We start from the raw sequence: 26,520 nt of genomic DNA, 5'->3' as shown, positions 1-26,520 counted from the left end.
TTGTCAGAAAGGAGCTTCTGTTGTTTGTACTTACTGATCAGCAGACTGACGAGATGCTCAGCCGTCTAACTTCCTATTGCAAAGAGTATTCCTTGAGCGTAACTGATGCTGAGCTGAGGAAATGTATCCAGCATTTGGATTTGGTTCTGGAAACAAATAAGACAACCAATCTCACTCGTATTCTTAACGTTGAAGATGCTGCGGTACTTCATATCCTCGACTCACTTGTTTTGCTTCCTTATGTCAATAAGGCTCCTGATGGAGCTTTGCTCGATATGGGAACAGGCGCAGGCTTCCCTGGTATTCCATTAACGATAACCACGCATCGTAAAGCTACTTATATTGACTCTATTGGCAAAAAAGTTGATGCTGTCAATTCTTTTACTCATGCTCTCGGATTGAAATTTGGTCATGCAGTCCATGATCGCCTTGAAGAATATGCTCGAAGCCATAAGAAGCAGTTCTCTGTCGTAACCGCCCGCGCACTGGCCCCTCTACCGATTCTTGTTGAGTATGCGGCTCCGTACCTCAAGGATGGAGGGTTATTTGTTATCACGAAGGGCAATCCATCGGATGATGAGCTTGCTTCCGGCATGTCTGCAGCTAAGATCTGCGGCTTCACTTTGCTTTTGAATGACGCAATCGATTTGCCTGAGGGCTTGGGCCACAGGGAATTCATTGTTCTTAAGAAGAGCCATCCAGCATCCGTTACATTGCCTCGTGCAAATGGCATGGCAAAGAAGAATCCGCTTGCCTAGATGTTTCACGTGAAACATAATAGATACCAACAACTTGCAGTGTTTCACGTGAAACATGGCGGTTGATATCGAATCGGAATGTTTCACGTGAAACATCCCCCGTTTGACAGCTTTAATACACACCAGGAGGGACCGTGGGATTTCGCGACGTTAAGCGTTCGAAGAGCGCAAAAGACACGCGTATTATTGCAATCATCAATCAAAAAGGCGGCGTCGGTAAGTCAACGACGGCTGTAAACCTTGCAGCAGCACTGGGTGAGCAGGGTCGCAAGACGCTGATTGTCGACTTTGATCCGCAGGGAAACAGTACCAGTGGATTTGGAATTGAAAAAGAAGACCTTGACCAATGCATCTATGATGCATTGTTGAATGACGTACCGGCAGAATCGCTTGTTCTTGATACAAATTGCAAAAAGGTATTCGTTATTCCGGCGACAATTCAGCTTGCAGGCGCTGAAATTGAGCTCGTAAGCGCAATTGCTCGTGAAACCCGCCTCAAAGATTTGCTTGAGCCGATTCAGGACGAGTTTGATTTTATTTTCATTGACTGTCCTCCTTCGCTCGGCCTGCTTACCATCAACGCTTTGACTGCAGCAGACAGCGTTTTGATTCCGATTCAGTGCGAGTATTACGCACTCGAGGGCGTTACGAAGCTGCTTGAGTCAATGAAGATGGTTAAATCACGTCTGAACAAGGGCTTAGACACCTATGGTGTGCTTATGACCATGTATGACTCGCGTACTTCGCTGTCGAATCAGGTTGTTGAGGAGGTTCAGTCGTACTTTGGTGATAAGGCTTTTAAGACTCTAATTCCCCGTACAGTAAAAATATCTGAGGCTCCGTCTTTTGGAGAGCCGGTAATTACCTATGCACCTCAAAATAAGGGTGCAAAAGCGTATATGAACCTTGCAAAAGAGGTGATCAAGCGTGCCTAGTGCAAAGAAACGTGGCGGATTAGGACGTGGACTCAATGCTTTGGTCTCAGAAGCCGAGTATGAGACCGGCGGTTCGGCTGCATCGGCTTCAAATGACGCATCTGAAACAAAACTACCTATTGAGGATATTGTTCCCAACCCTAATCAGCCGCGAATTCACTTTAACGAAACTGAACTTCGTGAGTTGAGCGAGTCGATCCAAGAACATGGCGTGTTGCAGCCGTTGTTGGTTCGCAAGTATGGAAACGGCTATGAGATCATCGCTGGTGAGCGTCGTTACCAAGCATCAAAGCTTGCTGGTCTTGAGGAGCTGCCTGTCATCATTAAAGAAGTTAATGATGAGGAAATGCTCGCTCTTGCACTTATCGAGAATCTTCAGCGTTCTGATTTGAATCCCGTCGAAGAGGCGAAGGGTTATCGTCAGCTCATTGATGCCAGTGGGATGACGCAGGAGGCGTTATCAAAGGCTGTCAGTAAGTCTCGTTCCGCAATTACAAATTCACTTCGTTTGCTAGATCTTCCCGAAGTCGTACAGCAGATGATTTTCGAAGGCAAGCTTACAGCCGGTCATGCGAGAGCGATTCTTGCAGTTCCATATGAACATGCCAGGATTCGACTTGCTGAGAAGGTTGTTGCAGAAGGCCTTTCCGTCAGAGCGACAGAAAATCTTGCTCCGTTGTTTTCTGCCGGAGAAACACCTAAGACGCCGAGGCCAGCAACACCTCAGTCTTTTAAAAAGGCTGCCCGCGTGCTTCGTCAGGTTTTTAATACCAACGTGCGTGTGAAGAGCTCGCGTGGAAAGAATAAGATTGAGATTGAGTTTAAAGACGAGGAAGAGCTCTCTCGTATTCTTGGCGAAATGATTCAGTTTGATCAAGAAGGCCAAGATGAGGAATAAGATTATAACAGCGATTGCATTGGTGACGACTGTCGCGGCTGGTGCCTTTGCTGGCTATAGGATCGCTACAGACGATGAACTTCGAGGTCGTTTGCTTCGTAGCGCGCAAGATATCGTCGATACTTCCAAAAAGAAAATGGATGTTATGACAGAAGATGTTGCCATGCGTACTGCTCAGGTAACGAAGAATCCCAAGATTAATCAAGGTTGGGTCAGCAACCAATGGGAAAATGTAGGCTATTAGGTACCTAACAATTACTCAGCATATTTTGAGGGGTCCTTGTCTGATTCATGAGACAAGGACCCCTTATTTTGGCCGTAAAAATGGGACAGGTAGCAGCTGATTCAAAATTAAGGTCAATAAATGAAACGACCCCGGTTGCATATTCTGTAACCGGGGTCGTTCGATGTTTCACATGAAACGTTTTGGGATGCGACTCCCCTATGCGTTCTTCTGAACTTTGAAGCGCTGCTTCAGCTGTCCGCAAGCGGCGTCAATATCGTTACCACGGGAGTTACGAATCGTGGTCTCGATGCCACGGGACTCAAGACGACGCTGAAGATCCTCAACCTTATGAATCGGCGACGGCTTGAGCGGGCTACCCTCGATGTCGTTAAGCTGAATGAGGTTAACGTGGCACAGCGTTCCCTCGCAGAAGTCGCAGAGCGCCTGCATTTCGGGATTCGTATCGTTGACGCCTTCGATCATGGCATACTCATAGGTCGGGCGGCGGCCGGTCTTCTCGGTGTAGAGCTGAAGCGCTTCGTGAAGGCGAAGCAGCGTGTACTTCTTAACACCGGGCATGAGCTTATTGCGCGTCGACTGGATGGCGGAATGCAGGGAAACGGCAAGCGTGAACTGCTCGGGGATGTCGGCAAATTTGCGAATACCGGGAATAACGCCGCTGGTAGAGACGGTGAGGTGACGAGCGCCGATACCGATGCCATCGGGGTCGTTGAGGATTCGCAGCGCCTTGAGAACTTCGTCGTAGTTGGCAAACGGCTCGCCCTGGCCCATGAAGACAACGCTCGTGGCGCGCTCGCCAAAGTCGTTGGATACATGAAGTACCTGGTCGACGATCTCTTGAGCGGTCAGAGAGCGCTTGAGGCCGTTGAGACCGGTAGCGCAAAAGGCACAGCCCATGCCACAGCCTGCCTGGGTGGAAACGCAGACGGAAAGCTTGTTACGACGGGGCATGCCGACGGTCTCGACGGAAACGCCGTCGTGGTACTCGAGCAGATACTTGCGAGAGCCATCTTTGGAAACCTGCTTGGTGAGTTCAGTCGGCGTGTCAAAGGCAAAAGCCTCTTTAAGCTGCTCGCGGAAAGCCTTGGGAAGGTTGGTCATATCGTCAAACGAACAAACGTTCTTCTCAAAGACCCATTCGATGAGCTGCTTCGCGCGGAAGGCGGGCTGGCCAAGCTCGGCCACGAGCTCGCGAATATCGTTTTGGCTCAAGTCGCGAATGTCCTGAGATTTAGTCCTGGGATTCATGGAAGCCTTTCGATTTTGGGGAAACGTAGAGGGTATCGCTACAATATGGTATCAGCTGCAGAAATTATAGAGGAGGAGTCTGCCCATGCCGGGTAAAAGCCTAGAGAACATGCACGTAGCGGTCTTGGCGGGCGGTCATTCCGCTGAGCGCGAGATCTCGCTCAATTCGGGAAAGAACGTCGTGGTTGCCTTGAAGGAGGCCGGCTACACTTCGGTGGAGCTGCTCGACACGGCTGCCGATGATTTTATGGTAACCATGGCGACCGGCGGCTTTGACGTGGCGTTTATCGCCATGCACGGTGCCGGCGGCGAGGATGGCGCCATGCAGGGCGCCATGGAGACCCTGGGTATCCCCTACACGGCCTCGGGCGTGCTTGCCAGCGCCTGCGGTGCCGACAAGGAGGTCTCTAAGCTCCTGTACGCCAAGGCGGGCATTCCCATTGCCCCCGGCCTCGCGCTCGAGGTGGGCGATGAAGTCGATATCGATCATATCGTCGAGGTTTGTGGCGAGCGCTGCTTTGTGAAGCCGGCCGTCAACGGTTCCAGCTATGGCATTTCCCTGGTCCATGAGCCCTCCGAGCTGCCCGCGGCAATCGCCAAGGCGTTTGCGTACGGCGACAAAGTGCTGGTCGAGAAGTGCATCGAGGGTACCGAGATCACCGTCGGTGTGTACGGCGAGGACGACGTGCGCGCTCTGCCGATTGTCGAGATTCGCAAACCCGAGGACTGCGAGTTCTACGATCTGGACGTGAAATATGTCGACCCTACGGACATCCATCGCATTCCGGCGCAGATTTCACCCGAGAATTACGCTCGCGCTCAGGAGCTTGCCTGTGCTGCTCACAAGGCCCTCGGTTGCCTGGGTATCTCGCGCAGCGACTTTATCGTGAGTGAGGACGGCCCCGTTATCCTCGAGACCAATACCATTCCCGGCATGACCGATACGTCGCTGTATCCGGACGAGATCCGCCACACCGACGACATGACGTTCCCGCAGGTCTGTGACAGCCTGATCCGTATGGGCCTTCGTCGAGCGGGCATTGCATGCTAATCGAGGACGCGGTTTCGTCAGGAACGCCGCAGTTTGTCATCGACTCCTATGCCACGCTTGCCGAACGCGCCAAAACGCAGTCCTTCGGCCTTATCGAGGAAGATGTGATCGTCCTCGATACCGAGACCACAGGTCTTTCGGTGCAGGACAATGAGCTGATCGAGATCTCGGCGGCCCGTCTTTCGGGCCGCGAGGTCGTCGACCGCTTCGATACCTTCGTGCATCCCAAACAGCTGATTCCCGCCGAGATTACCGAGCTCACGAGCATTACAAATGCCGATGTGGCAGATGCCCCGTCGGCCGTTGAGGCCGTAGCCGCTCTCGCCGATTTTGTCGGTGGTTGCCCGGTAATCGCACATAACGCCACGTTCGACCGCTCGTTTATCGAGTCGGTCAAAGGCGGCGTCAACGTGAGCGATATTTGGATCGATTCGCTGGCGCTGTCGCGCATCGCGTTTCCGCGCCTGGCCTCGCACAAGCTGTCTTTTATGGCCGATCTGTTTGGCTGTGACTCGGTATCACACCGTGCCAATGCCGACGTCGACGCCCTGTGTGGCGTATGGCGCGTGTTGCTCGTGGCACTCACCGACTTGCCCCAGGGCCTCATGGCGCGCCTAGCCGACATGCATCCGGACGTGCCTTGGTCCTATCGTCCAATCTTCTCATTCTTGGCGGGGCAGAACCCTGGTTATATCTTCTCTCTCAGCGCCGCTCGTGCTGACGTTCTCAAGGCCGATCGCGCCGACGATCGGGTGGACGCCGACGAACTGCCGGTACTCAAGATGCCGAGTCGTGAGGAGATTGAGGCAGACTATGCGCCAGGTGGCCTGGTCAATCGCATGTACCCCACCTACGAGCCGCGTGATGAGCAGATCGCGATGGCGCTCGAGGTCCGTGATGCGCTGGTCACGGGCACTCATCGTGTAATTGAGGCGGGCACAGGCGTCGGTAAATCGATGGCCTATCTGGTGCCTTTTGCCGAGGCAGCACGCCGTAACAACATTACGGTTGGTATTGCGACCAAATCGAACAATCTTGCCGACCAGCTCATGTACCATGAGCTGCCAAAACTTGCCGAGCAACTGGACGGTGGCCTGTCATTTTGCGCTCTCAAGGGCTATGACCACTATCCGTGCCTGCGCAAGCTTGAGCGCATGAGTCGCGGCCAGGTCGAGATTACCACCAAGCGCGATCCGGCGGACACGCTCACGGCGGTCGCGGTCATTATGGCGTACGTCTGCCAATCAGCCGATGGCGACCTCGACTCACTTGGCATTCGGTGGCGCAGCGTCAACCGCCCCGACTTTACGACGGCCTCGCGCGAGTGTGCTCGTCGCCTCTGCCCGTTTTTCCCTGATAAATGTTTGGTCCACGGCGCTCGTCGCCGTGCGGCGCATGCCGATGTGGTGGTCACCAACCATTCCCTGCTGTTCCGCAATGTCGCGGCCGAGGGCAGGATTTTGCCTCCGATTCGTCATTGGGTAATCGACGAGGCCCATTCTATCGAGCGCGAGGCGCGCCGTCAGTGGGCGCGCGTGGTGTCGGCGGACGAATCACGCGTTCTGTTTGAGCGCCTGGGTGGCTCGAGCACCGGCGCGCTAAGCCAGGTTTCCCGTGATTTGGCAACCTCCGAGGGCTCTACGCTCTATCTGGGCCTTACTGCCAAGGCAACGTCGACGGTTGCGCGCGCGAGCATGGCAATCGCCGACGTGTTCGATGGCGTTCGCGAGCTCGGTCGCCGTGCCCGTGGGGGTTATGACAATGCCAATCTATGGATTGGCCCCGAGCTGCGCGAATCTGACGACTGGCATGATTTCTTACCGTCGGCCTACGCTGCCATCGATACATTGGAACAAGCTGACAAGAGCGTCGACGCGCTGGTGCAGGCTGTCGCCGCCGACAAGCCCGAGGTTGTTGTCGACCTGGGCGATATCTCGCGCCGCCTGCACGAGCTGGCCGAGAACCTCAAACTCATCATCGACGGCACCGATGAACACTACGTGTATTCGCTGCAGGTCAATCGCAGGTTGCGTGCCGGCGGAGAGTCAATGACCGCAGAGCGCATCGACATTGGCGAGGCCTTGGCAACCGAGTGGCTGCCCGAGGTTCACACGGCTATCTTTGCCTCGGCGACCATGACGGTGTCCAAAAGCTTTGAACACTTTAACCACGCGGTCGGCCTCGATCGCATCGGTGCTTCGACATCCTCATCGCTGCACTTGGACTCGAGCTACGACTTTGATTCGAACATGGCTGTAGTCGTTGCGGGCGATATACCCGATCCGCGCGATCGTGAGAGCTATCTTACGGCGCTCGAGCGCGTGCTGGTCGACGCCCATCTTGCCATGGGCGGATCGGTGCTCACGCTGTTCACCAATCGGCGCGACATGGAAGACCTGTACACCCGCGTTGAGCCCAAGATGGCCCGTGCGGGTCTGGAACTCAACTGCCAGCAGCGCAACTCATCTCCCCGTCGCCTGCGCGACCGGTTTATCAGCGAGCCGACTTCATCGCTTTTTGCGCTTAAGGCCTTCTGGGAGGGATTCGACGCCAGCGGCGAGACGCTGCGCTGCGTCATCATTCCCAAGCTGCCGTTCTCGAGCCCCACGGACCCGCTCTCGTGCGAGCGCAACCTGCGCGAAGACCGCGCTTGGGCGCGCTATTCGCTGCCCGAGGCGGTGCTCGAGGTCAAGCAGGCGGCTGGCCGCCTTATCCGCTCGTCGACCGATTGCGGCGTGCTGATTCTGGCCGACCCGCGCCTGGTGACGAAGGGCTACGGAAAGAAGTTCTTAACGTCGCTGCCCACGAGCTCCTACCAGCGCATCGAATCGGCGCAGATCGGTCACTATCTGCAACTGTGGCGCGCACGTCACGAGCGGCGGCGCTAAAGCGGACAGACGAGGGTTTTTGCCATATCGCACAGACGCTTTGACAGGGCGGGGTCATCCAAGATGCGGATGGCTCCGCCCGCTGCGATTACCTGGCTCAGTAGCCAACGCTCGGAGCCGTAATGCACGGTTACCGTTGCCATGTCTGCCCCGCTGCGCTCGATTAGGGTGATGCCGGCCCAGTCCAGATGCTCCGCCATATCGAATGGCATCAAGAGCTTTGCGCTACGCTGCGTCCGGGCAAGGGAATCGTGGAGGGATGCGACGCCCGGTGTGTGAGGCACGACGGAGTCTTCCGTCAAGGTGAGTCCCTCGATTTTATCCATGCGATAGGTGCGCTGCTCATCGATCGCGATGTCCCAGGCAATCAGGTATGTTTGGTCGCCGTTTGCCGTAATGCGCAAGGGGTCGACCAGACGCTCGCGTGGCCGCGCATCGTCCATCGAGCGATACGAGATGCGGCAACGAACACCGTCCTGAATGGCGCAGCTCAGCTGCTGCCAGTGCGACCCGTGGTTGACGGTGTCAAAGACGCGCTGGTTATAGCCGAGCTCTTCGGGCAGAAGGGCATGTCGAATCCGAGCTGCCGTCTGCGGCTCGATCCCCAACGATTCAAGTTCATGGTTGAGCACCGCGCCCTCGGCGGCACTCAGGCGCAACGGTAGCACGCGCCCGGCGTCACCAGTGAGGGCCACGCGCTCGCCGCGGCATTCGCAGATGATGCGCGCGCCCGATTCTCGGTCCGCGAGCGTCGAGACGATCTCGAGAATCTCGTCGAGCGACGCCCCCGTGATGTCAAAGCGGCTGCAAATCTCGGTTCGTGTCATGCCGCCATCGCCGGCGGCGTAGAGGGCCTCCATGATGTCGATGGCGCGCGAGAGTCTCTGCTCGCTGGTGAGTTTACGCACGGGCATGCTCGTGCACCGTCCTTTCTATGAGGTGGTTCCACGCCTGCTTGAGCGATTTGGGGGCCATGGGCCTCATGCCGTCCATGGCGTGGGCCATGCAAAATGAGGCGGCGGCTTCAAGGTCACGCACGTCAACGGTCCAGGTCCATCCCGCATCGGTGTGTGCGAGCTCACCTCGCCCGCGCGTGAGGCCGTTGATCATATCGATCTGCGTCTGAGGGGCGAACGAGAACGTGGCTGCAACGGGCGGTCGGTCGGCGAAATCGAATTCAAAGAACAGATAGTCGTTGAGATTGAAGTCCGCAGGGATGGCGTAGGCCTTCGAAGGACGCCATGCGCGAACGATACGGTCGCAGCGGAATGTCCTGATGTCGTCGGTGACATTGTCGAGGCCGCAGAAGTACGCCACGCCCTCGCGTTCGAACATGCCGTAGACACAGACGGTACGTTCTTTCTGCTCGCCGCGTCCGTTCTGATATAAAAATCGCAGCGCGCATCGCTCGGCAAAGGCGCTCCATACCGCATCGACGGTGGGAGAGCGGCGGATCGGTACTTCGTCCACCGTCGTCCTGCCGGTGAGGTAGGCAATTTTGGAGCGAATATCGGCAAGCGGCGCGGCAAAGGTGGAAGAGCCGGCCGCTAGCGTCTGGTCGATGGCGTTGAGTAGGATATCGGCGTCGTCTGCGGTGATGAGGCCGCCTGCAGCAAACGTGTGCTCGCGGTCGATTGTCCACGAGCTTTCCTCGGTCTCCTGCGCACCGGCGGGGCGAACCTCCTTGATTAAGATGCCACGCTCGAGCAGTTTGTCACGATCGCGCCGAAACTTGCGCTTATCCGAGTCGATGTTGCCCGAGCCATATCCCAGGTCAGAATCCAAGACGATCTGCTCGGTCGTCAGCGGTTCGGGGGAGCTGTTGAGCACAAAGAAAAGATTGAGGATGCGCTGAGCCGTTTTATCGAAACCGGGCTCCGAATTCCCCTTTTTAATTGTCGCGGTCGCGTCGCTTGCCGTCATAGAGTCCTCGCATGAGAAGGTGGTTTGCTGCCATGATTTTAGTCCGATATGGAGATTAGGCTATATCCTTGTCCGCTCGAGGCGTTAAGATGGCCCGAATTCGGTCGTTTGCGCTCGCTCGGGGTATACTTTCGACTATATACGGTTCTAATGTGCATGCATTGGGCCTATTTGTCGGATTATGGATGTGGAGCGCACATGGCGAACACCCAGAACTATATTAACCACCTGCTGCAGAACACCGGCATTACGCCGGCATGCAGCGAAGAAGAGCGCTTGGCTGCCGAGGATATCGCTCAGATCTTCCGCAACCACGGCTTTGACCCCGAGGTTCAGGAGTTCAATGCCCCGGCGCCCAGTAGATTGGCATTTGCCGTTACCGGTATTCTTGCGTTTGCCGGCGCCCTGCTGATGGGCATCGGCGGCGGTATCGGCTTGGTCGGCACCTTGCTGGCCATTGTCGGCGCCGTTCTTTACGTGCTCGAGCGCACGGGCCACCCCGTGGTTTCGCGCCTGGGCAAGACGGGCGTGAGCCAAAATGTCATCGCCTACCACAAGGCCTCGGGCCCGCTCGCGTCTCCGCGCAACCGCCCGGTGGTCGTTGTCGCACACTACGACTCTCCCCGTGCTGAGCTGCTCGCCCGCGAGCCCTATGCTTCGTATCGTGCGCTCATCGCCAAGCTGTTGCCCGTTGCCACGATTGCCCCTGCTGCCGTTGCCATCCTGCGTATCCTGCCGCTCCCCGGCGCGCTCAAGGTTCTGCTGTGGATTGTCGCGATCCTCGCTTCCCTCGTTGCACTTGCCAACGCGGCAAACATCATCTCTAACCGCCACGTTCTTCCCTATACGTCCGGCGCGGTGTGCAACAAGTCTTCTGTCGCCGCTATGCTCGGCGTTATGGACAACGTTGCTCCCTTCCAGGGCGAGAACGAGTTTCCCGACGATGTTCCGTTCGATACCTATTTTGGGGAGCAGAAACGTCGTGCCGAGGAAATGGCGCGCGCGGCGGCGGAGTATGCCGCGGCCCAGCAGCAAAACGACTACGGCAACACCATCGAGTACGAAGAGCCTACCTACGCCGAGGACGAGTTCGGTCAGCCGATTGCTCCCGACGCTCAAACCGAGCCCGAACAGGGCGAGGCTTTTGACGAGCAGATTGAGGGCTTTGAGGGTGTGTCTGCCGACGAGACGCTGATTGGCGCCATCGTGCCCGAGGATCAGAATCAGGCTGTCCAGGCCGAAGAGTTCAATGACGAGGTTCCCGCTGCTGAGCCGGCGGAGGAGCCTGCCGCGGCCGAGCCCGAGCCCAAGCTCTATCGCAACGCCGCCGGCAACATTCGCTTTGGTTCGGATGCCATCCGTGCACTCGGAATGCTTCCCGAGTCCTGCACGCTCGATTACGAGGAGGGCGAGGAGCCGACGTTTGAGCCCGAGCCTGCGCCCGTTGTCACTGCGGATGATGAGTCTGCCGCGGTTACCGCTGCCGTTGCCGAGCCCGAGGCGGTGTCCGCGATCGATCCCGCGGCAGGACTGGACATTTTGGCTCCCGCCGCGCCGGCGCAAGACGTTGCGGACGAGTCTGACGACGATTACGTTGAACAGCCGAGGCGCGTGTCTTACGAGAGCGATACTGATTTCTCTGCCGAGATTCCCGCGGCAACGCCCCATGCCGATATTGCATCCGCGTTCTCTTCGATTGGCGCCAGCGCTTCCAGCTTCTTTAAGGGTGCGCTTGCAAAGGGCAGGAAATTTGTCGACGATTTCGAGGAGAAGCGCGCTGCCGCACGCGAGGCTGCCGAGCAGGAGGCTATCGCTCAGCAGCAGGCAGCCGAGGCGGCACGTGAGCGCGCGGCGCAAGAGTTCGAGCAGAGCGAGGCTATGCAGTCCGGGCCCGTCGACGCTGCCGAAGCTACGACGTCCTTTGAGTCCCAGCAACCGACGTCAGCGGATGTTGTTGAGGCAACAACGTCTTTCGAGGCTCAGCAGCACGTCGATAGCACCATGTCGTTTGATGCCGCGCAGTTCGATTCCACGATAACGTTTGAAAAGCAAGGCACCGCAATTGCCGAGCCCCTTCCTATTTCCGATGAGCAGGGCGACGCGGCAGACGATGACGAGCCCATTGATGCTGCCGAAATCCAAGATGCCGCCGAGGACGAGTCCCTCGAGGCCAACTCTGACGAAGAGCAATACGCGGCAGCCGATCAAGGTGATTCGACCGAGGTCGAGCAGGAGGAAGTGCCTGCGGTTTCCGAGACTCCCGAGACGGATGAGTCGAGGCCTTACTCCACGCAGATTTTCACCATGCCGACCCCGAGTGGTTCCGGTGCCACGGTTGCCAATGTCGCTCCCACCCAGGACGAAACGGTCGATTCCCTTATGGCCCAGATTTCCTCCCAGGCATCGCCGCGTCCGCAGATGAATGTTCCCGATCCGGCGTCGGCACCGTCGCCTGCACCTTCCTCGTCTCCGCTGGCTTCGGTCCCCGATCCGTCGCTGCCGTCTATGAAGCAGGCAAACGTTGCGTCTCGCACGTCGCTGTTCGACCTTCCCGATCCCTCTGCCCAGGTCAACGACCCCTTTGCTACTGCCCAGGGTCCCGAACCCACATCGGCACCCGTTGCGCCTTCTATGCCCGTTGCGTCGGGCGCGCAGCCGATCGAGACCATTTCGGCTCCCGCCCCGGCGGCACCCAAGTCTCGCAAACGCGGCCTGGGTGGCCTGTTCGGTCGTAAAAGGAAAAACGAGCAGGACAGCATGAGTGATTGGCTGGGCGTCGAAGACGATTACGATGCCAAGAAGTCCGGTCGCGGTATCGGTTCGTGGGATAACTTCGAGGACGATAACGATGGCTGGAAGGGCGGCGCTACGTCTTCCGATGGCGCTTCTTCCGAAGATATGCTCTCGGCTGTCGCCTCTATGGGCGATGATGAGCTGCTCGGTCACGATATCTGGTTTGTGGCAACGGGCGCCTCGGATTGTGATGGCGCCGGCATGAAGGCCTTCTTGGCTTCGCATCGCGATAAGCTCCGCGGCGTATTCTTCATCAATCTTGAATCCGTCGGCGCCGGTAGGCTTTCGGTGGTGACGGTCGAGGGCGAACAGCAGCTGCTCAAGGGCGATCGCCGCATCATGAACCTGGTCAGCAAGGTGTGCAAGTCGTTCCATGTCGATTGTGGCGCGCTCGAGATGCCCTATGCCAAGACCGATGCCTATGCCGCGCTCGAGGCGAGCCGCCGAGCCCTCACCATCGCCGGCGTGGACGGCACGCGTCTGGCTTGCGCTCGTACCGAGGACGACCTGCCCCACAATGTCAACCCGACGAACATTGCCACGGTATCCGAGGTCGTGACCGAGGTTATCCGCCGTTCGTAGACGGAGCTCTAAGGAGTCAACGTGTTTTCGTATATTAAGCGCCATTGGCCTGTCTACGTGATTTTGACCTTGATTGCCATTGCGTTAGGATTTGGGGCTGCCTACATCGTGGGTGCAAAGGGCTCGACCCCCGCCTCCGCAATCAGCGAAGAGGTGGAGCAAGAACAGAGTACGGGTGCCGATGGGATTCCTGAGTCCGAGCAGGCAATCGTTGATGGTGGATCTTCGTCTGCAGAGTAGATACGGCGATTTACATGATTGAAAGCGGGCGAGCCAGGGGACTGGCTCGCCCGCTTTTTCATCGCGCTAGCGCTTCTTTGGGGTCGACCTAAGGCGAGCGAACCATAGGGCTGCGGCACCCGAGGTCAGGAGCGCGGTGATGCAAGCGGCGATGGGAACTGATCCTGTTGCCGGTAGGTCCTGCAGTAGGGTACAGCGTTGAATGACACGGTCCTCGTCATGTGACTCAAGTTTATCGCCGCCGCCGTTGCGGCAAAGATCGACGCGTGCGCTGTTGGTGAGTGCGGTTTGGGGCGTATAAGCCGACGTCGCCTGCATGTGCACGATTGCGCCCCGAGCGTCTGTGCCAAGGATTGCTTTGGCATCGTCAAGGTCGTCGTGCTCATCTTTGAGATCATCGCGGGTCCAAGAATCCGCATCGCTTCGAGTCGTAAAGTCGGCGGCTACCGCACCGTATTCAATTCGAATGCCCGTTACGACGGTATTGGGTGTAAGGTCGAGCTCTTCCGCCTCGAGTGTGGTGGATTCCGTGGTCGAGACATCCGCCTTCCAGAGGCGCCAGCCGTCGTAATCGACGAGGCGACAGTCCTCACCAAGGCTCTCTTTTACTTCGTCGGACTCAAGCCAAGGATTTTCGTGTCCATCGTCAAGTGTCGCGTTCGCCGGTTCATCGACGTCTGTCGAGTCCAACGGCGTCGTGCGATACCACACGTTGCACAGACCGTTGAGGTCGCCGATGGCGACGGGGGTTTCGATTGAGACGAATCTCGCCGTATCGTCCTCGGCACACTCAAGATCATCGGTAATTGTGAACTCATCAACCCAGGTAGTTGAATCGTTTCGAGCGTCGATGGTATAGGAGAAAAGCCCATCCGTATTGGTTTGCATCGCGGCACGGTTTTTACCATCGCCGTTAGCCAACAGGCCCTTTTCGATAGGTTGGACAAGTTCCTGACGCTTGTCGACCTGCCCCTTGATCTCGATGGGCGCATCCTTCATCGCGACGGATTGGACTTCTCCCGTATCCTTTATTTCAAACGTTATCTCCTCGGCAAGGTCATAGGTCCGCGGAGACATCATTTCGCGCAACGAGTAGGTGCCGGGTGCAAGATGTTCGACGCGGTGTGGCTTGTCGGATGAGGTCCAGGAGTCTATTTCGGTTTTATCGGGACCATATAAGGCGAGCTGTGCGCCTTCCACTTCCTGCTCACCGCTTGCATCGACCTTGGAGATATCAACCTTGGTGTAATCGTCGGATACGTTAAGCCGTGCTTCTACAACGGGTGTTTTCTGGTCGGCATAAGTAAGGTCGACAATATGGGTTGTCTGATCGAGCAAGAAGCCTGCCGGCGCTTGAGTCTCGACAACCTCGTAGCGTGCGGTGTCAGATCCCAGTGGGAGGTTGTCCGCGCGTGCTTCTCCAGTTTCATCCGTCGTGACGGTCGCGACAGTCTCACCGTCGAGCGCGGCAATGCTACCGTCGGGGCGCACGATATCACCCGAGGCACGGATCTCAAAGACGGCGCCCGCGAGGCTGCTCCCGTCTATGGCATCGGTTTTAACGATCCTGATGTTTCCGGTCGCGGCGTGGTCATAATACGAGGCGATTGCAACGGGCGTTAGGTTCATGTCGGTGGGTATGTTTACCTCGATCTCTTCGCCGACAAGATAGGGCTCTTTGGCCGAGGTTTCGCGTACATAATAGGTGCCCGGCACGAGCGATTCGGGCAGTGTGACGGTCCCGGTCGCGTCAGTCGTAAAGGTGTCCATTACGTTATGTGCTGGATACCAGCAAGTTTGTGAGACAGGTTCGTGATTGCTGTCGAGGAGTTGGAAGGTGAATCCGGCTAGGGGAACAGAAGCGCCTGTTTGGCCATCGCGTTTTACAATCTGGAGATGCGTCGACAGAGCGTGGTTGTCTACGATATATTGAAGCTCGGCGCCGTCGGAAATCTGATTGGCCCCGACGGTCCATTCCCCTGCACGTTTAAAACCCTCGGGGACGGTTTCCGGAACCTCGCGAACCGTGTAGCCGGCACGGTCGTATGGGACGGCTCCGTGGACACCGGCGGGTCGCTTGCCTGTGCCGAACCATGCTTCGGGCTGATCTTTGGTGGAGGCAAAGCCATAGATGTTTGTGGTCAGTGTGCCAACAACCTGCTGAGAGCTGTTGCTGACAACCTCAAAGACAACACCACCCGCCGGCTGCTCCAGGCCGGATTGGTCGCTATTGCTGTAATCCTTGAATTTGGAAATCTCAAGGTCAAACGCAATGGGGATATCGGAAATGCGAGATTCGATCTCGACCACGCCCGAATCGCCGAGCTGGTTGGCTCCAACGGTATAGGTCCAGCTGTCGTTGGATGGCAGGTAGCCCTCGGGGGCTTTTGATTCGTAGATGGTAAAGGTTCCTAAGGGGACATCGACGAGGGTAGCCCGACCGCTTTCGTCAGTCGTGAGAATTTGCGCCCATCCAGGGGTTGATTGCGACACACACGTGAACTCTGCTCCTGCGAGTGAAGATCCCGCCTGGGGGCCGGCATTCGTCGCGGCATCGAGTTTTACGATACGCAGATTGATGGTGCCGGGCTGTTCATCAATGGCGACCTTTCCACCGTCATTCCCCGTGGTAAAGGCGATGCGATCGCGACGGGGGACATAGCCGGCCGGCGCCTTCGTTTCAACTAGGTAGTATGCCGTGTTGGGCAGAAGTGTTGCCTGCGCTCGACCGTTGCTGTCCATCTGGACGGTGCCGACACGCGCGCCGCTGGTGCTCTCAAAAACATCGAATGTTGCCCCGTCAAACTGATAAGTATTGTTTCCGCTGGTAATGGCAGCGTTTGCAGACTGCTTTTGGAAGGAAACAGAGACCGCCGGCAGTACATAGAGCATGTCCTGACGTTTGCTGCCGCCCGATACGGCTCCTAGATAGCGCCGCGCGCGGTGCGGAGCGGCTTTGATGCTTCCTGATTTTGCGTTGTCGTGGAGCCACCGCGCCGCCGCCACGACTTCATTGTCAGTGATAAAGTGCCCACTCTTGGTTTTGCCCTGAGCGGTCGTGTAAGAGTAGGTACCGTCGACATGGGTAGTGCCGTTGAGCATCCATACGGCAAGCTGGGTTGCGGCGCGGGCACGATCGGGTGAAAGATGGTAACCGCCAAACGACGTGGCGGTAGGATATCCGTGACAAACGATTGCCGCGAACTCGTCGTCGAGCCACACCCAGCCTTGATCAAAGTTGAGCCATGGGCCGCCCGGCTTGGTGGGGCCGGGGCGCTCCTGGTTCATGCAGTAGGCAATCGAGGCGTCTTGAGCTTCATACTTGCCGATGAGGAAGGGCCCACAATCATCGCTAATAGTGCGGAAGCCGAGCTGGTCGTAGCCATCGACGGCAAATGCGGCTCCCGGTGTCAGGCAGCCGAAAAGCAGGAAGAGGAGCAGGAGCAGCGGACCTGTTGCGATTGCGCTGTGGACAGAGTGCGTGGGTGCGTTGGACATGGCTGCTCCTTATCCCTCGTGCGCCGCATGGGGAGGTTGCGACGCGTAGGATGAGGCTACCCCCGAGGTTCATGCGGGTAAGTATCGGAGCCTGACCAAAAGCTTGCCCGATTTCTGACAAATCGAGCTCAAATACAACAATCAGATAAAAGTGCAGGTAGAAGATGGTAAGAAAAGAAAGACAAAGGTCCTCATCTCCACAATTGGCGCGGTTTTCAAATGATTCTCCACAGCTAAAACAAGCATCGACACCCTTGTATCGAACAAGACAACCGCGTTATACTATCCCCACATATGCGGGCATCGCCAAGTGGTAAGGCATCAGCTTCCCAAGCTGACACTCGCGGGTTCGAGTCCCGTTGCCCGCTCCAAAAAAAGTAAAAGCACGACACCGCTTCGGTGTCGTGCTTTTTTCAATAAAGTGCCGGGACTCGAACCCGCCAGGGTGCGAGCGTTAAATAAACGCGAAGCGTTTATAGCGAGCAGGCAAGGTCGCCGATAGGCGACCGCAGCCGGTGCGTATTTGCGAAGCAAATGCGCAGACGTCCCGTTGCCCGCTCTACCGGGCGCGGGAGACATGGGGACGGCTAATTCAACAAAGTCTTCCCCTTCGGCTTCGTGAAGCTGAGGGGCTCGCCTGAAGCCGGTGCGGATTTGCGAAGCAAATACGCGGACGTTCCGTTGCTCGCTCCAATTCCAAAATGTTAGGTTAATGCCTGCTGCCCATACTTGCACCTGCGCACGGTACAATGGATGGGTTACGACCAACGTGCCAATAACCAAAAAGGAGCCGCTATGATCGATCGCTATACCCGCCCGGAGATGGGACACATCTTCTCCCTCGAGAACAAGTACGCCATTTGGCAGGAGATCGAGGTTCTGGCCTGCGAGGCCCAGGCGGAGCTCGGCAAGATCGGTATTTCCAAAGACGAGGCCCAGTGGATCCGCGACCATGCCAACTTTGAGAAGGCGAAGGTCGATGAGATCGAGGAAGTCACGCGCCACGACGTCATTGCCTTCCTGACCAACATGAAGGAATACATCGATGCCGATGTTCCCGAGGGCGACCCCAAGCCCAGCCGCTGGGTTCACTATGGCATGACCAGCTCGGATCTGGGCGACACGGCCCTGTGCTACCAGCTCACCCAGGCCTGCGACCTGATCATCGAGGACGTCAAGAAGCTCGGCGAGATTTGCAAGCGTCGCGCCTTTGAGGAGCGCAACACGCTCTGTGCCGGCCGCACTCATGGCATCCACGCCGAGCCGATGACCTTCGGCATGAAGTTTGGCTCTTGGGCCTGGGAGCTCAAGCGCGATCTGGATCGTCTTGAGGACGCCCGCAAGAATGTTGCCTTTGGTGCCATCTCGGGCGCTGTCGGCACCTACAGCTCCATCGAGCCGTTTGTCGAGGAATATGTCTGCGAGCACCTGGGCCTGGTTCACGACCCGCTGTCCACGCAGGTTATTAGCCGCGATCATCACGCCTACCTCGCCGGCGTTCTCGCCACCACCGCGGCCACCTGTGAGCGCATCGCTACCGAGGTTCGCAATCTGCAGAAGACCGATACACTCGAGGCCGAGGAACCGTTCCGTAAGGGTCAAAAGGGCAGCTCCGCCATGCCGCACAAGCGCAACCCCATCACCATGGAGAAGGTCTGCGGCCTGTCGCGCGTCGTGAAGGCCAACGCGCAGGTTGCCTTCGATAACGTCGCCCTGTGGCACGAGCGTGACATTTCGCACTCCTCTGCCGAGCGCGTCGCCCAGGCCGACAGCTTCATCGCCCTCGACCACATGTTCCAGTGCCTCATCCGCGTTATCGACGGCCTGCAGCTGTATCCCGCCCGCATGATGGCCAACCTCAATAAGACCCGCGGCCTCATCTTCTCTTCCAAGGTACTGCTCGCCCTCGTCGACACGGGCATCACCCGCGAGGACGCGTACGCCATTGTGCAGGAGAACGCTATGGCAACCTGGCACGAGGTACAGGATTGTGTCTCCGGCCCCACCTTTAAGGAGCGTCTCGAGGCCGACCCGCGCTGCACCGTCAGTCAGGAGAAGCTCGACGAGATCTTTGATCCGTGGGACTTCCTCACCCGTATCGACACGGTCTTTGATCGTCTGGAGCAGCTGAGCTTCGAGTAGGTTCGGGCATAACGTTAGCTTTTTAGGGCGCTTTGCTGGTAATGTGTGTTGCCGGCAAAGCGCCTCGTTGCATTTAGGGAAAGACGGGGATAATAGTCGTCTCGAATAACATTCTGAGAGGGGATCGCATGATTTCGTTTGATTACAAGCCTCAGGGCGTGTGTGCTCGCAATATTCACCTTGACCTTTCCGATGACGGCAACAAGGTGGTGGGCGTTGAGTTTACCGGCGGCTGCGACGGCAATCTCAAGGCTATCTCCAAGCTGGTCGAGGGCGCTCCCGCCGATCGCGTAATCGAGGTTCTCGCCGGTAATACCTGCGGTATGAAAAAGACCTCCTGCGCCGACCAGCTTACGCGCGCTATCGAGGCCGCTCGCGCCGAGATCGCCTAATGGGTATCGCCGATCACATCAAGAACGGAATATCGCGTCGCGGCTTTGTACTCGGTGGGGCTGCCGCGGGCGCTGCCACGGTGCTTGCCGGATGCTCGAAAAAAACGGGTACCAGCGATGATGCCGCCGGCGAGCCGCAGGTTATCAAGGACGATTCCAAAATCATCTCGATTACGGATGAGTATGAGGCTGTCGACATCGATCTTGAGCCGGCGTCATCGTGGACGCTGCCTCTGGGTACGCTGCTGTACTACTGCGACGGCGATTACGCCGCGGCGATGATGGCGCCCGCATCGGCACTGCACGCCAACACACTCGGCGTGCTCAACCTGGGCGATGGCTCGCTTACCACATTAATCGAGGATCCTATCGAGGGCACGGGATACGCATTCTACGATGTCCGTGCCGGCGACGGCGTATTCGCGTGGGTTGAGATGAACTTTGCCAATTCATCGTGGAAGCTCTACGCTCAAAATCTGTCGGGCGCTTCGCTCTCTGGCGACGTGGTTGAGCTCGATCGAGGTGGCAAGGACTATGATCCGCCCCTGTTCACGGCGTTCGGGTCATCAGTCATCTGGTATAAAATGCCTTCGGCAGGCGGCAATAAAACGAGTAGTGATTCGTTTTGCTATCGTCGCTCGCTTGATGAATCCAAGGCCGAGGTAATTTGGAAATCGACGGGCCGCTTTGCATCGGCCCCGCGCGCGAGCGACGGCATTTTGACCATCTCGCCGCGTGTCCGCAACGACGAGGGCGTCTACTACGGCATAACGGCAATCGATCTGACCGACGGCAACAACACCAAACGTGCCCAGCTAGTTCTTCCCTCGTCAGTCTCGCCTTTCGAGGCCGTATATATGGGCGATACCTTCGTGTTTTCTATCGAGGCGACCTATAGTGGCGTGGGCAGCCTGGGCAACATGGGCACGTATATCGGTAATGAGGGAGGGCCGTATCTCTTCCTGTCCCGCGAGCCGCTTGCATGTGCGGCTGGCAAGAAGAATAAATACCTTGTTAAGGTACAGGCGTCGCATTTCCTGATCGACACCTCTGCCAAGACCTATGGCTCGCTGCTGTCGCCCGACCGCGCTTTGGAGTATGGCGATTATCCAGCTACGGCGGGAAAGTCGGACTCATTCCTTACGTACGCCACGGTGCGCAACAGCCAGGGTATACCAGAGACGGTCACTGCACGCCTATTCTCTCTTTAAGCTTAGAGGGGTTAAAAGGGCGCCAACAGGGGAATAAACGCGTTGTAATTGTGAGTACCGCCCGCCGAGCTGCCGCGTCATAGCGGCATCCGGCGGGCTCAGGTGCGTTAAAATGGGCTTGTTCTTAGCTAATTGAGACAGGGGGGCCGTGTTATGGCTTCAGATGCAAAAAAGATTCTGCTGGTCGAGGATGAGAAGGCAATCCGTGACGCCGTCGCTGCCTATCTCGAGCGCGAAGGCTACTGGGTTGTGGGCGTCGGCGACGGTCAGTCCGCGATCGAGGAGTTCGAGAAGCATCAGTTCGACCTGGTCGTGCTCGACCTTATGCTCCCCAAGATTCCCGGCGAGCGCGTTTGCCGCACCATTCGCGATACCTCGGATGTCCCCATCATCATGCTGACGGCTAAGGGCGAGATCGAGGACCGTATTATCGGTCTTGAGCTCGGCGCCGATGACTATCTGATTAAGCCGTTCTCGCCGCGCGAGCTCGTCGCCCGCGTTCGTGCTCTGTTCCGCCGTGCCCATCAGGCCGACGAGCCCGCCGTCGAGGTGCTCGACTTCGGCGATCTGGTCATCGATATCTCGGGCCACAAGATCTTGGTCGAGGGCAAGGAAGTCGATCTGACGGCTTCCGAGTTCAAGCTGCTCACCACGCTTGCCCGCCATCCCGGCCGTGTGTATAACCGCATGGAGCTGGTCGAGAAAGTGCTCGGGTATGACTTTGAGGGCTATGAGCGCACCATCGATAGCCACGTGAAGAATCTTCGCGCCAAGCTGGGCGATGATCCCAAGAAGCCCAAGTGGCTCTACACCGTCCATGGTGTCGGCTATCGCTTCGAGGCTCCGGCCAAGACCGATAAGTCGGACGAGAAATAGGGAAATCACATATGACACCTGCGCGCTTTGAAATCGGACAAAAGCACAAGCAGGAGAGCGAGGCGGGTTCCAAGGCTAGTTGGAACACGCCTCGTTCCGATTCACGGCCAACGATGAGCTATCCCTCGCGCATGGCACTTGCTTTTGCTCTGACATCGCTCATGACGGTATTGGTGCTGGTGGGCGTTGTCTCTGTTGTGTGGGGCACGGTCTTTTCGGATTACACACGCTCCAATATCGTCGAAATCGCAAATTCCGCTGCCGAGAAGTTGGCAACCTCATATGAGGAAAACGGCTCTTGGACCGCGGGAGAACTGCGCACGGTCGCAACGTCGAGTTTGGTTTCCGACGATCTGGGTATGCAGGTCGTCAATAAAAAGGGCGTGATCGTTTATGACGATTCCTGGCCCTCGGCAAGCGCCACCGCCGATGTACGCGAAAACCAGGCTACGACCGACGACACGAGCGGCAAGAGGGCATCGCATAGCCCGGTCTCGTCTGCTCCAACCGACTCCGATAGCGTTGCTAACGTCGAGATTGTAACGTCTTCCGGCGAGCATGTCGGACAGGTAAAGCTGTGGGCCATCGGCTCCGACGCTCTGCTCACCAAGGCGGACTCTGCGTTTAGGGAGAAGACCTTTAACGCCATGACCCTCGCCGCGGTTGTTGCAATCTGCATTTCGGTCGTTATCGGATCGCTCGTGTCGCGCATGCTCACCAAACCGATTCATCGCATCACCAGTACCGCAAAGCAAATCCGTGACGGCGACCTGTCGGCTCGCACGGGGCTGCGCGGTGATGACGAGATCGATCAGCTGGGTGAGACCTTCGATGAGATGGCCACCTCGCTCGAGAAGGATATGAAACACGAGAAGCGCCTGACCTCAGACGTTGCACACGAGCTTCGCACGCCGCTTATGGCCATGCTCGCAACGGTCGAGGCCATGCAGGATGGCGTGTATCCCACCGACGATGAGCATTTGGAGACCGTTGCTTCCGAGACGCGTCGCCTGGCTCGTCTGGTGCAGCAGATGCTCGACCTATCGCGTATGGAAAACAGCACGGCTCCGCTCAATCTAGAACCGGTGGACATGGTTCCGTTCGTGCGATCGATTGTGAACGGCCAGGAGCGTCTGTTTGCCGACCGTGACCTTCGTCTTCGCTTTGCAGATGAAACCCAAGGGCACGACGATGTCGTCGAGGCCGATCCCGACATGATCACGCAATGTGTTATCAACCTCATGAGCAACGCCATGCGCTACACCCCCGAGGGCGGTTGGGTCGTGGTGTCGGTGCTCAGTGACCGCAGGCACGTCAGCATTGCCGTTTCTGATACCGGCATCGGTATTGCCAAGGACGATCTGTCGCGCATTTTCGGGCGGTTTTGGCGCGCCGATGCCAGCCGCGCCCGCGAAGCTGGCGGCCTGGGCGTCGGCCTCGCCGTGACCAAGCAGATCGTCGAGCGTCACCATGGCTACATATCCGTGGAGTCGGAGCTTGGAAAGGGTACGACTTTTACAATTCATCTGCCCCGCGAGCACATGGCGGACGCGGCATCTACTACAATGGAGCACTAGCTTTTCGCTATTCGGTGAAGGAGGGGCCGTGTCCCTGCCGCTCCGAGTTTGCGAAAACATGCGGGAAAGAACCCGCATTTCTGTCGTATTTAGGTAAGGAGTGACTCACGTGACAACGATGGAGCGTCGTCCGGATTCCCGTGGCAAGGTTCGTGATATTTACGATGCCGGTGAAAACCTGCTGATGGTCGCCACCGACCGCATTTCTGCGTTCGACTTCATTCTTCCCGACGAGATTCCGTTTAAGGGAGAGGTGCTCAATCGCATCTCGGCATTCTGGTTCGATAAGTTTGCCGACATCGTCCCCAACCATCTCGTTTCCATCGACCCGGCGGATTTCCCCGAGGAGTTTGCTGAGTATCGTGACTACCTCGCTGGCCGCGCCATGCTGGTTAAGAAGGCCCAGACGATTCCTATCGAGTGCATCGTCCGCGGCTATCTGACCGGTTCGGGCAAGAAGACCTACGACGAGAACGGCACCGTCTGCGGCATCCAGCTGCCTGAGGGCCTGACCGAGGCTTCCAAGCTTCCCGAGCCGTTGTTCACGCCGTCCACGAAGGCCGAGATCGGTGACCACGACGAGAACATCTCGTTCGAGCGTTGCTGCGAGATCGTGGGCGAGGACATCGCCACGCAGATTCGTGACCTTTCCCTCAAGATCTACAAGGCCGCTGCCGAGTACGCCGCGACCCGTGGCATCATCATTGCCGACACCAAGTTCGAGTTTGGTGTCATCGATGGCAAGGTCACGCTGATCGACGAGTGCCTCACGCCCGACTCCAGCCGTTTCTGGCCTGCTGCCAGCTACGAGGAGGGCAAGATCCAGCCTAGCTACGACAAGCAATTCGTCCGCAATTGGCTCAAGGCCAACTGGGATATGACGGGGGAGACCCCGCACCTGCCCGCCGAGGTCATCGATGGCACGTCCGAGCGCTATCGCGAGGCCTTCCAGATCATCACGGGCTTCCAGTTCACAAGCATGAAGGAGAACGCATAAGTGAGTACCCGTAGCGCCACGAACAAGCGCACGCAATCCCACGAAGTTACCGGGGTTGCGCGCAAGTCTGCCGCATCTGCTAAGCCCGCCCGCCAAGCAGCGAGCTCCGTTCGCGTCGTGCCGGCTTCGTCTAAGGCACGCCGCAAAGAGCTCGAGAAGGGCGAGAACCTCGAGGGCCTCTCTAAAGAGGAGAAGCGCGCCCGCAAGGCCAAGCAGCGCGCCAAGGAGGACCGCATCTATACGGTGTCGAATATCCTCCTCAAGCAGGACGAGGACTACACCAAGCGCCGTCGCATCTGGTGGATTGTGCTCGCCATTGGCATGGTGCTCGTCGTGGCAATTTGGGCCTCGCTGTACTTCGCTCCCGCTGGCATGGTGTCCAGCCCTGTCCAGATGGTCGGCATCGTTTTGTCCTACGTCATCATTTTGGGCGACTTTATCTATGACTTCGCTCGTATTCGTCCCTTGCGCAACATGTACCGCGCGCAGGCCGAGGGCATGTCCGAAAACAAGCTCAACGCTCTTATTGAGCGCGCGGCTGCCGAGGAGGACCAGAAGGACTCCAAGAAGAAGTAGCGTTTGCATACATACTTATCGCTAAGATATAAGGCGCGTCGTTTTTGCGGCGCGCCTTTTTACTGTTCTATAGATAGATGGAGTGGCACATGATTCGAGCTGCCCTGACGGTCGAAGAGGCTCTGGAGGGCATGAAGGCCCTGGAGCCCAAGATTAAAAACTACGCGCGCCTGGTCGTCCGCAAGGGCGTAAACGTCAAGCCCGGCCAGGAGGTCGTCGTTCAGTCTCCGGTCGAGTGCGCGCCGTTTGCGCGCGTGGTGGTCGCGGAGGCCTATGCTGCCGGCGCCGGCCACGTGACGGTCATTTGGGCCGATGATGCCGTGACGAGGCTCACGTACGAGCATGTCGAGAAAAGCTATTTTGAGCAGACGTCCGAGTGGAAGCGCATGCAGCTGGATTCCTTGGCCCAGGATGGTGCCTGCTTTGTCTTTATCGAGGGTGCGGATCCTGCGGCCCTCAAGGGCATCGATCCAGCCAAGCCGGCCGCGGCATCAAAGGCGAGGAATACGCAGTGCAAAGTTTTCCGCCGTGGACTGGATTACAACATCAATCCGTGGTGCATCGCCGGCGCTCCGGTCGTGGCTTGGGCGCACGAGGTGTTCCCGGGAGACGCCGATGAGGCTGCAATCTATAAGCTGTGGAATGCGATTCTGCACACCGCGCGCGCCGATGGCCAGGACCCAGAGAGCGACTGGGAACTCCATGACGCCGCATTCGAAAAGAACCTGCGTTTCCTGAACGACAATCGTTTCGACTACCTGCATTACACCGCGGCAAATGGAACCGATCTGACGATTGGCATGACGAAAGGTCACGAGTGGGCCGGCGGCAAGGGCAAGACGCCCGATGGGCACCCCTTCTTCCCCAACATTCCCACCGAGGAAGTCTTCACTTCGCCCGATCGCATGCGCGCCGACGGTATCGTGTACTCGGCCATGCCGCTCATCCATCACGGCAATAAGGTCGAAGATTTTTGGATTAAGTTCGAGGGCGGCCGCGTGGTGGACTACGACGCCCGCGTGGGCAAGGCAACGCTCGCAAGTATCATCGATACTGACGAGGGCGCTGCTCACCTGGGAGAGGTCGCGCTCATTTCCAAGAACACGCCGATCCGCGAAAGTGGTGTTCTGTTCTACAATACGCTCTATGACGAGAACGCTAGCTGCCATCTCGCGCTAGGTGTCGGTTTCCCCGAATGCATCGAGGGTGGGTATGACATGTCCAAGGAGGAGCTTCTGGAGCATGGCGTTAACGTCTCGAGCACGCACGTCGATTTTATGATCGGCACGGACGACATCGATATTGTGGGCATTACGCCTGATGGACGTGAAGTTGTGATTTTCCAGAACGGCCAATGGAGTTGGGAATAGTCCCAGACCGTGGTACAATGCCACCCGCGGGCCGTTAGCTCAGCTGGCAGAGCAGGGGACTTTTAATCCCAAGGTCCAGGGTTCGAACCCCTGACGGCCCACCCAAAGATTGTTGAGACGGTCAACTTCGGTTGGCCGTCTTTTTTGTCGCCCTTTCATGGGTTCGAACCCGTCGGGGCGCGGAGCTGAGTAAACGCGTGAGCGTTTGCCAGCGCAGCGCGCAAGGCGCGAAAGCGCCGCAGCGGCCGCCTGCGAAGCAGGCTGAACCCCTGACGGCCCACCCAAAGATTGTTGAGACGGTCAACTTCGGTTGGCCGT

Annotated in this window: 20 protein-coding genes and 2 tRNA genes; 18 read left to right on the top strand and 4 right to left on the bottom strand. The window is 57.6% G+C overall.

Going from position 1 to position 26,520, the window contains the following annotated elements; genetic code table 11:
* Positions 1 to 20 precede the first annotated feature (20 nt).
* The 4 genes from rsmG to LK493_RS08640 all read left to right on the top strand — a co-directional run bounded on the left by rsmG (position 21) and on the right by LK493_RS08640 (position 2,835).
* The gene (rsmG, locus tag LK493_RS08655) at positions 21 to 758 is read left to right on the top strand and encodes a 16S rRNA (guanine(527)-N(7))-methyltransferase RsmG (protein WP_227790746.1); all 738 of its coding nucleotides are present in this window, start codon (positions 21 to 23) and stop codon (positions 756 to 758) included.
* Positions 759 to 892: 134 nt separating this feature from the next.
* Positions 893 to 1,693, top strand: coding sequence for a ParA family protein (locus LK493_RS08650; RefSeq protein WP_118238235.1), 801 nt, complete (start codon positions 893 to 895; stop codon positions 1,691 to 1,693).
* Positions 1,686 to 2,591 carry a ParB/RepB/Spo0J family partition protein gene (locus tag LK493_RS08645; protein WP_227790745.1) on the top strand — a complete coding sequence of 302 codons (906 nt, stop codon included), beginning with the start codon at positions 1,686 to 1,688 and terminating at the stop codon, positions 2,589 to 2,591. The genes LK493_RS08650 and LK493_RS08645 overlap by 8 nt, the downstream gene beginning before the upstream one ends.
* Positions 2,581 to 2,835, top strand: a complete 255-nt coding sequence (locus LK493_RS08640; protein ID WP_227790744.1) for a hypothetical protein — start codon at positions 2,581 to 2,583, stop codon at positions 2,833 to 2,835. Before LK493_RS08645 ends, LK493_RS08640 begins: the two co-directional genes overlap by 11 nt.
* Before the next feature lie 198 nt (positions 2,836 to 3,033).
* On the opposite strand, the gene rlmN is transcribed toward LK493_RS08640, so the two are convergent.
* Positions 3,034 to 4,086, bottom strand: a complete 1,053-nt coding sequence (rlmN, locus tag LK493_RS08635; RefSeq protein WP_055287295.1) for a 23S rRNA (adenine(2503)-C(2))-methyltransferase RlmN — start codon at positions 4,084 to 4,086, stop codon at positions 3,034 to 3,036.
* Between the two features lie 85 nt (positions 4,087 to 4,171).
* Between rlmN and LK493_RS08630 the strand changes: the two genes are divergently transcribed.
* Complete coding sequence (locus tag LK493_RS08630; protein ID WP_117746860.1) at positions 4,172 to 5,137, top strand: D-alanine--D-alanine ligase family protein; 966 nt, start codon at positions 4,172 to 4,174, stop codon at positions 5,135 to 5,137.
* Positions 5,131 to 8,025: a helicase C-terminal domain-containing protein gene (locus tag LK493_RS08625; RefSeq protein ID WP_227790743.1), complete on the top strand. Its 2,895-nt coding sequence runs from the start codon at positions 5,131 to 5,133 to the stop codon at positions 8,023 to 8,025. Before LK493_RS08630 ends, LK493_RS08625 begins: the two co-directional genes overlap by 7 nt.
* Here the strand turns inward: LK493_RS08625 and LK493_RS08620 are convergent.
* Complete coding sequence (locus tag LK493_RS08620) at positions 8,022 to 8,939, bottom strand: helix-turn-helix transcriptional regulator (protein WP_138374272.1); 918 nt, start codon at positions 8,937 to 8,939, stop codon at positions 8,022 to 8,024. The two genes, LK493_RS08625 and LK493_RS08620, sit on opposite strands and share 4 nt — an antisense overlap.
* The gene (locus LK493_RS08615; RefSeq protein WP_227790742.1) at positions 8,926 to 9,948 is read right to left on the bottom strand and encodes a helix-turn-helix transcriptional regulator; all 1,023 of its coding nucleotides are present in this window, start codon (positions 9,946 to 9,948) and stop codon (positions 8,926 to 8,928) included. The genes LK493_RS08620 and LK493_RS08615 overlap by 14 nt, the downstream gene beginning before the upstream one ends.
* A 198-nt stretch (positions 9,949 to 10,146) precedes the next feature.
* On the opposite strand from LK493_RS08615, the gene LK493_RS08610 reads away from it, so the two are divergent.
* Both LK493_RS08610 and LK493_RS08605 read left to right on the top strand, forming a co-directional pair.
* A complete protein-coding gene (locus LK493_RS08610) occupies positions 10,147 to 13,323 on the top strand; it encodes a hypothetical protein (protein ID WP_227790741.1) in 3,177 nt (1,058 codons plus the stop codon).
* Between the two features lie 21 nt (positions 13,324 to 13,344).
* On the top strand, positions 13,345 to 13,563 hold the full coding sequence (locus LK493_RS08605; RefSeq protein ID WP_022094153.1) for a hypothetical protein: 219 nt from the start codon (positions 13,345 to 13,347) through the stop codon (positions 13,561 to 13,563).
* A gap of 66 nt (positions 13,564 to 13,629) precedes the next feature.
* Here LK493_RS08605 and LK493_RS08600 read toward each other — a convergent pair whose 3' ends face one another.
* The gene (locus LK493_RS08600; RefSeq protein ID WP_227790740.1) at positions 13,630 to 17,061 is read right to left on the bottom strand and encodes a SpaA isopeptide-forming pilin-related protein; all 3,432 of its coding nucleotides are present in this window, start codon (positions 17,059 to 17,061) and stop codon (positions 13,630 to 13,632) included.
* Between the two features lie 296 nt (positions 17,062 to 17,357).
* Here LK493_RS08600 and LK493_RS08595 point away from each other — a divergent pair.
* From LK493_RS08595 to LK493_RS08550, 10 genes are all read left to right on the top strand, one after another.
* A tRNA-Gly gene (locus tag LK493_RS08595) sits at positions 17,358 to 17,432 on the top strand.
* 424 nt (positions 17,433 to 17,856) lie between these two features.
* Positions 17,857 to 19,203, top strand: coding sequence for an adenylosuccinate lyase (purB, locus tag LK493_RS08590; protein WP_022093797.1), 1,347 nt, complete (start codon positions 17,857 to 17,859; stop codon positions 19,201 to 19,203).
* Positions 19,204 to 19,331: 128 nt separating this feature from the next.
* Complete coding sequence (locus tag LK493_RS08585) at positions 19,332 to 19,595, top strand: TIGR03905 family TSCPD domain-containing protein (protein WP_161115613.1); 264 nt, start codon at positions 19,332 to 19,334, stop codon at positions 19,593 to 19,595.
* Positions 19,595 to 20,806, top strand: coding sequence for a twin-arginine translocation signal domain-containing protein (locus LK493_RS08580; protein ID WP_161115614.1), 1,212 nt, complete (start codon positions 19,595 to 19,597; stop codon positions 20,804 to 20,806). The genes LK493_RS08585 and LK493_RS08580 overlap by 1 nt, the downstream gene beginning before the upstream one ends.
* A 153-nt stretch (positions 20,807 to 20,959) precedes the next feature.
* Positions 20,960 to 21,682: a response regulator transcription factor gene (locus LK493_RS08575; protein WP_006236208.1), complete on the top strand. Its 723-nt coding sequence runs from the start codon at positions 20,960 to 20,962 to the stop codon at positions 21,680 to 21,682.
* An 11-nt stretch (positions 21,683 to 21,693) separates the two neighbouring features.
* Complete coding sequence (locus LK493_RS08570) at positions 21,694 to 23,259, top strand: ATP-binding protein (RefSeq protein ID WP_227790739.1); 1,566 nt, start codon at positions 21,694 to 21,696, stop codon at positions 23,257 to 23,259.
* Positions 23,260 to 23,377: 118 nt separating this feature from the next.
* Positions 23,378 to 24,256, top strand: a complete 879-nt coding sequence (locus LK493_RS08565) for a phosphoribosylaminoimidazolesuccinocarboxamide synthase (RefSeq protein WP_055310313.1) — start codon at positions 23,378 to 23,380, stop codon at positions 24,254 to 24,256.
* Positions 24,257 to 24,832 carry an ABC-2 transporter permease gene (locus LK493_RS08560; RefSeq protein WP_035136480.1) on the top strand — a complete coding sequence of 192 codons (576 nt, stop codon included), beginning with the start codon at positions 24,257 to 24,259 and terminating at the stop codon, positions 24,830 to 24,832.
* An 89-nt stretch (positions 24,833 to 24,921) separates the two neighbouring features.
* Positions 24,922 to 26,202: an aminopeptidase gene (locus LK493_RS08555; protein ID WP_227790738.1), complete on the top strand. Its 1,281-nt coding sequence runs from the start codon at positions 24,922 to 24,924 to the stop codon at positions 26,200 to 26,202.
* A 28-nt stretch (positions 26,203 to 26,230) separates the two neighbouring features.
* Positions 26,231 to 26,303 (top strand) — tRNA-Lys (locus LK493_RS08550).
* Positions 26,304 to 26,520 lie beyond the last annotated feature (217 nt).

Source organism: Collinsella aerofaciens, assembly GCF_020709435.1.
GTDB lineage: Bacteria > Actinomycetota > Coriobacteriia > Coriobacteriales > Coriobacteriaceae > Collinsella > Collinsella aerofaciens_AU.
Note: the sequence above shows the minus strand (reverse complement) of the source record. Positions and strands in the feature narration are given on the sequence as shown.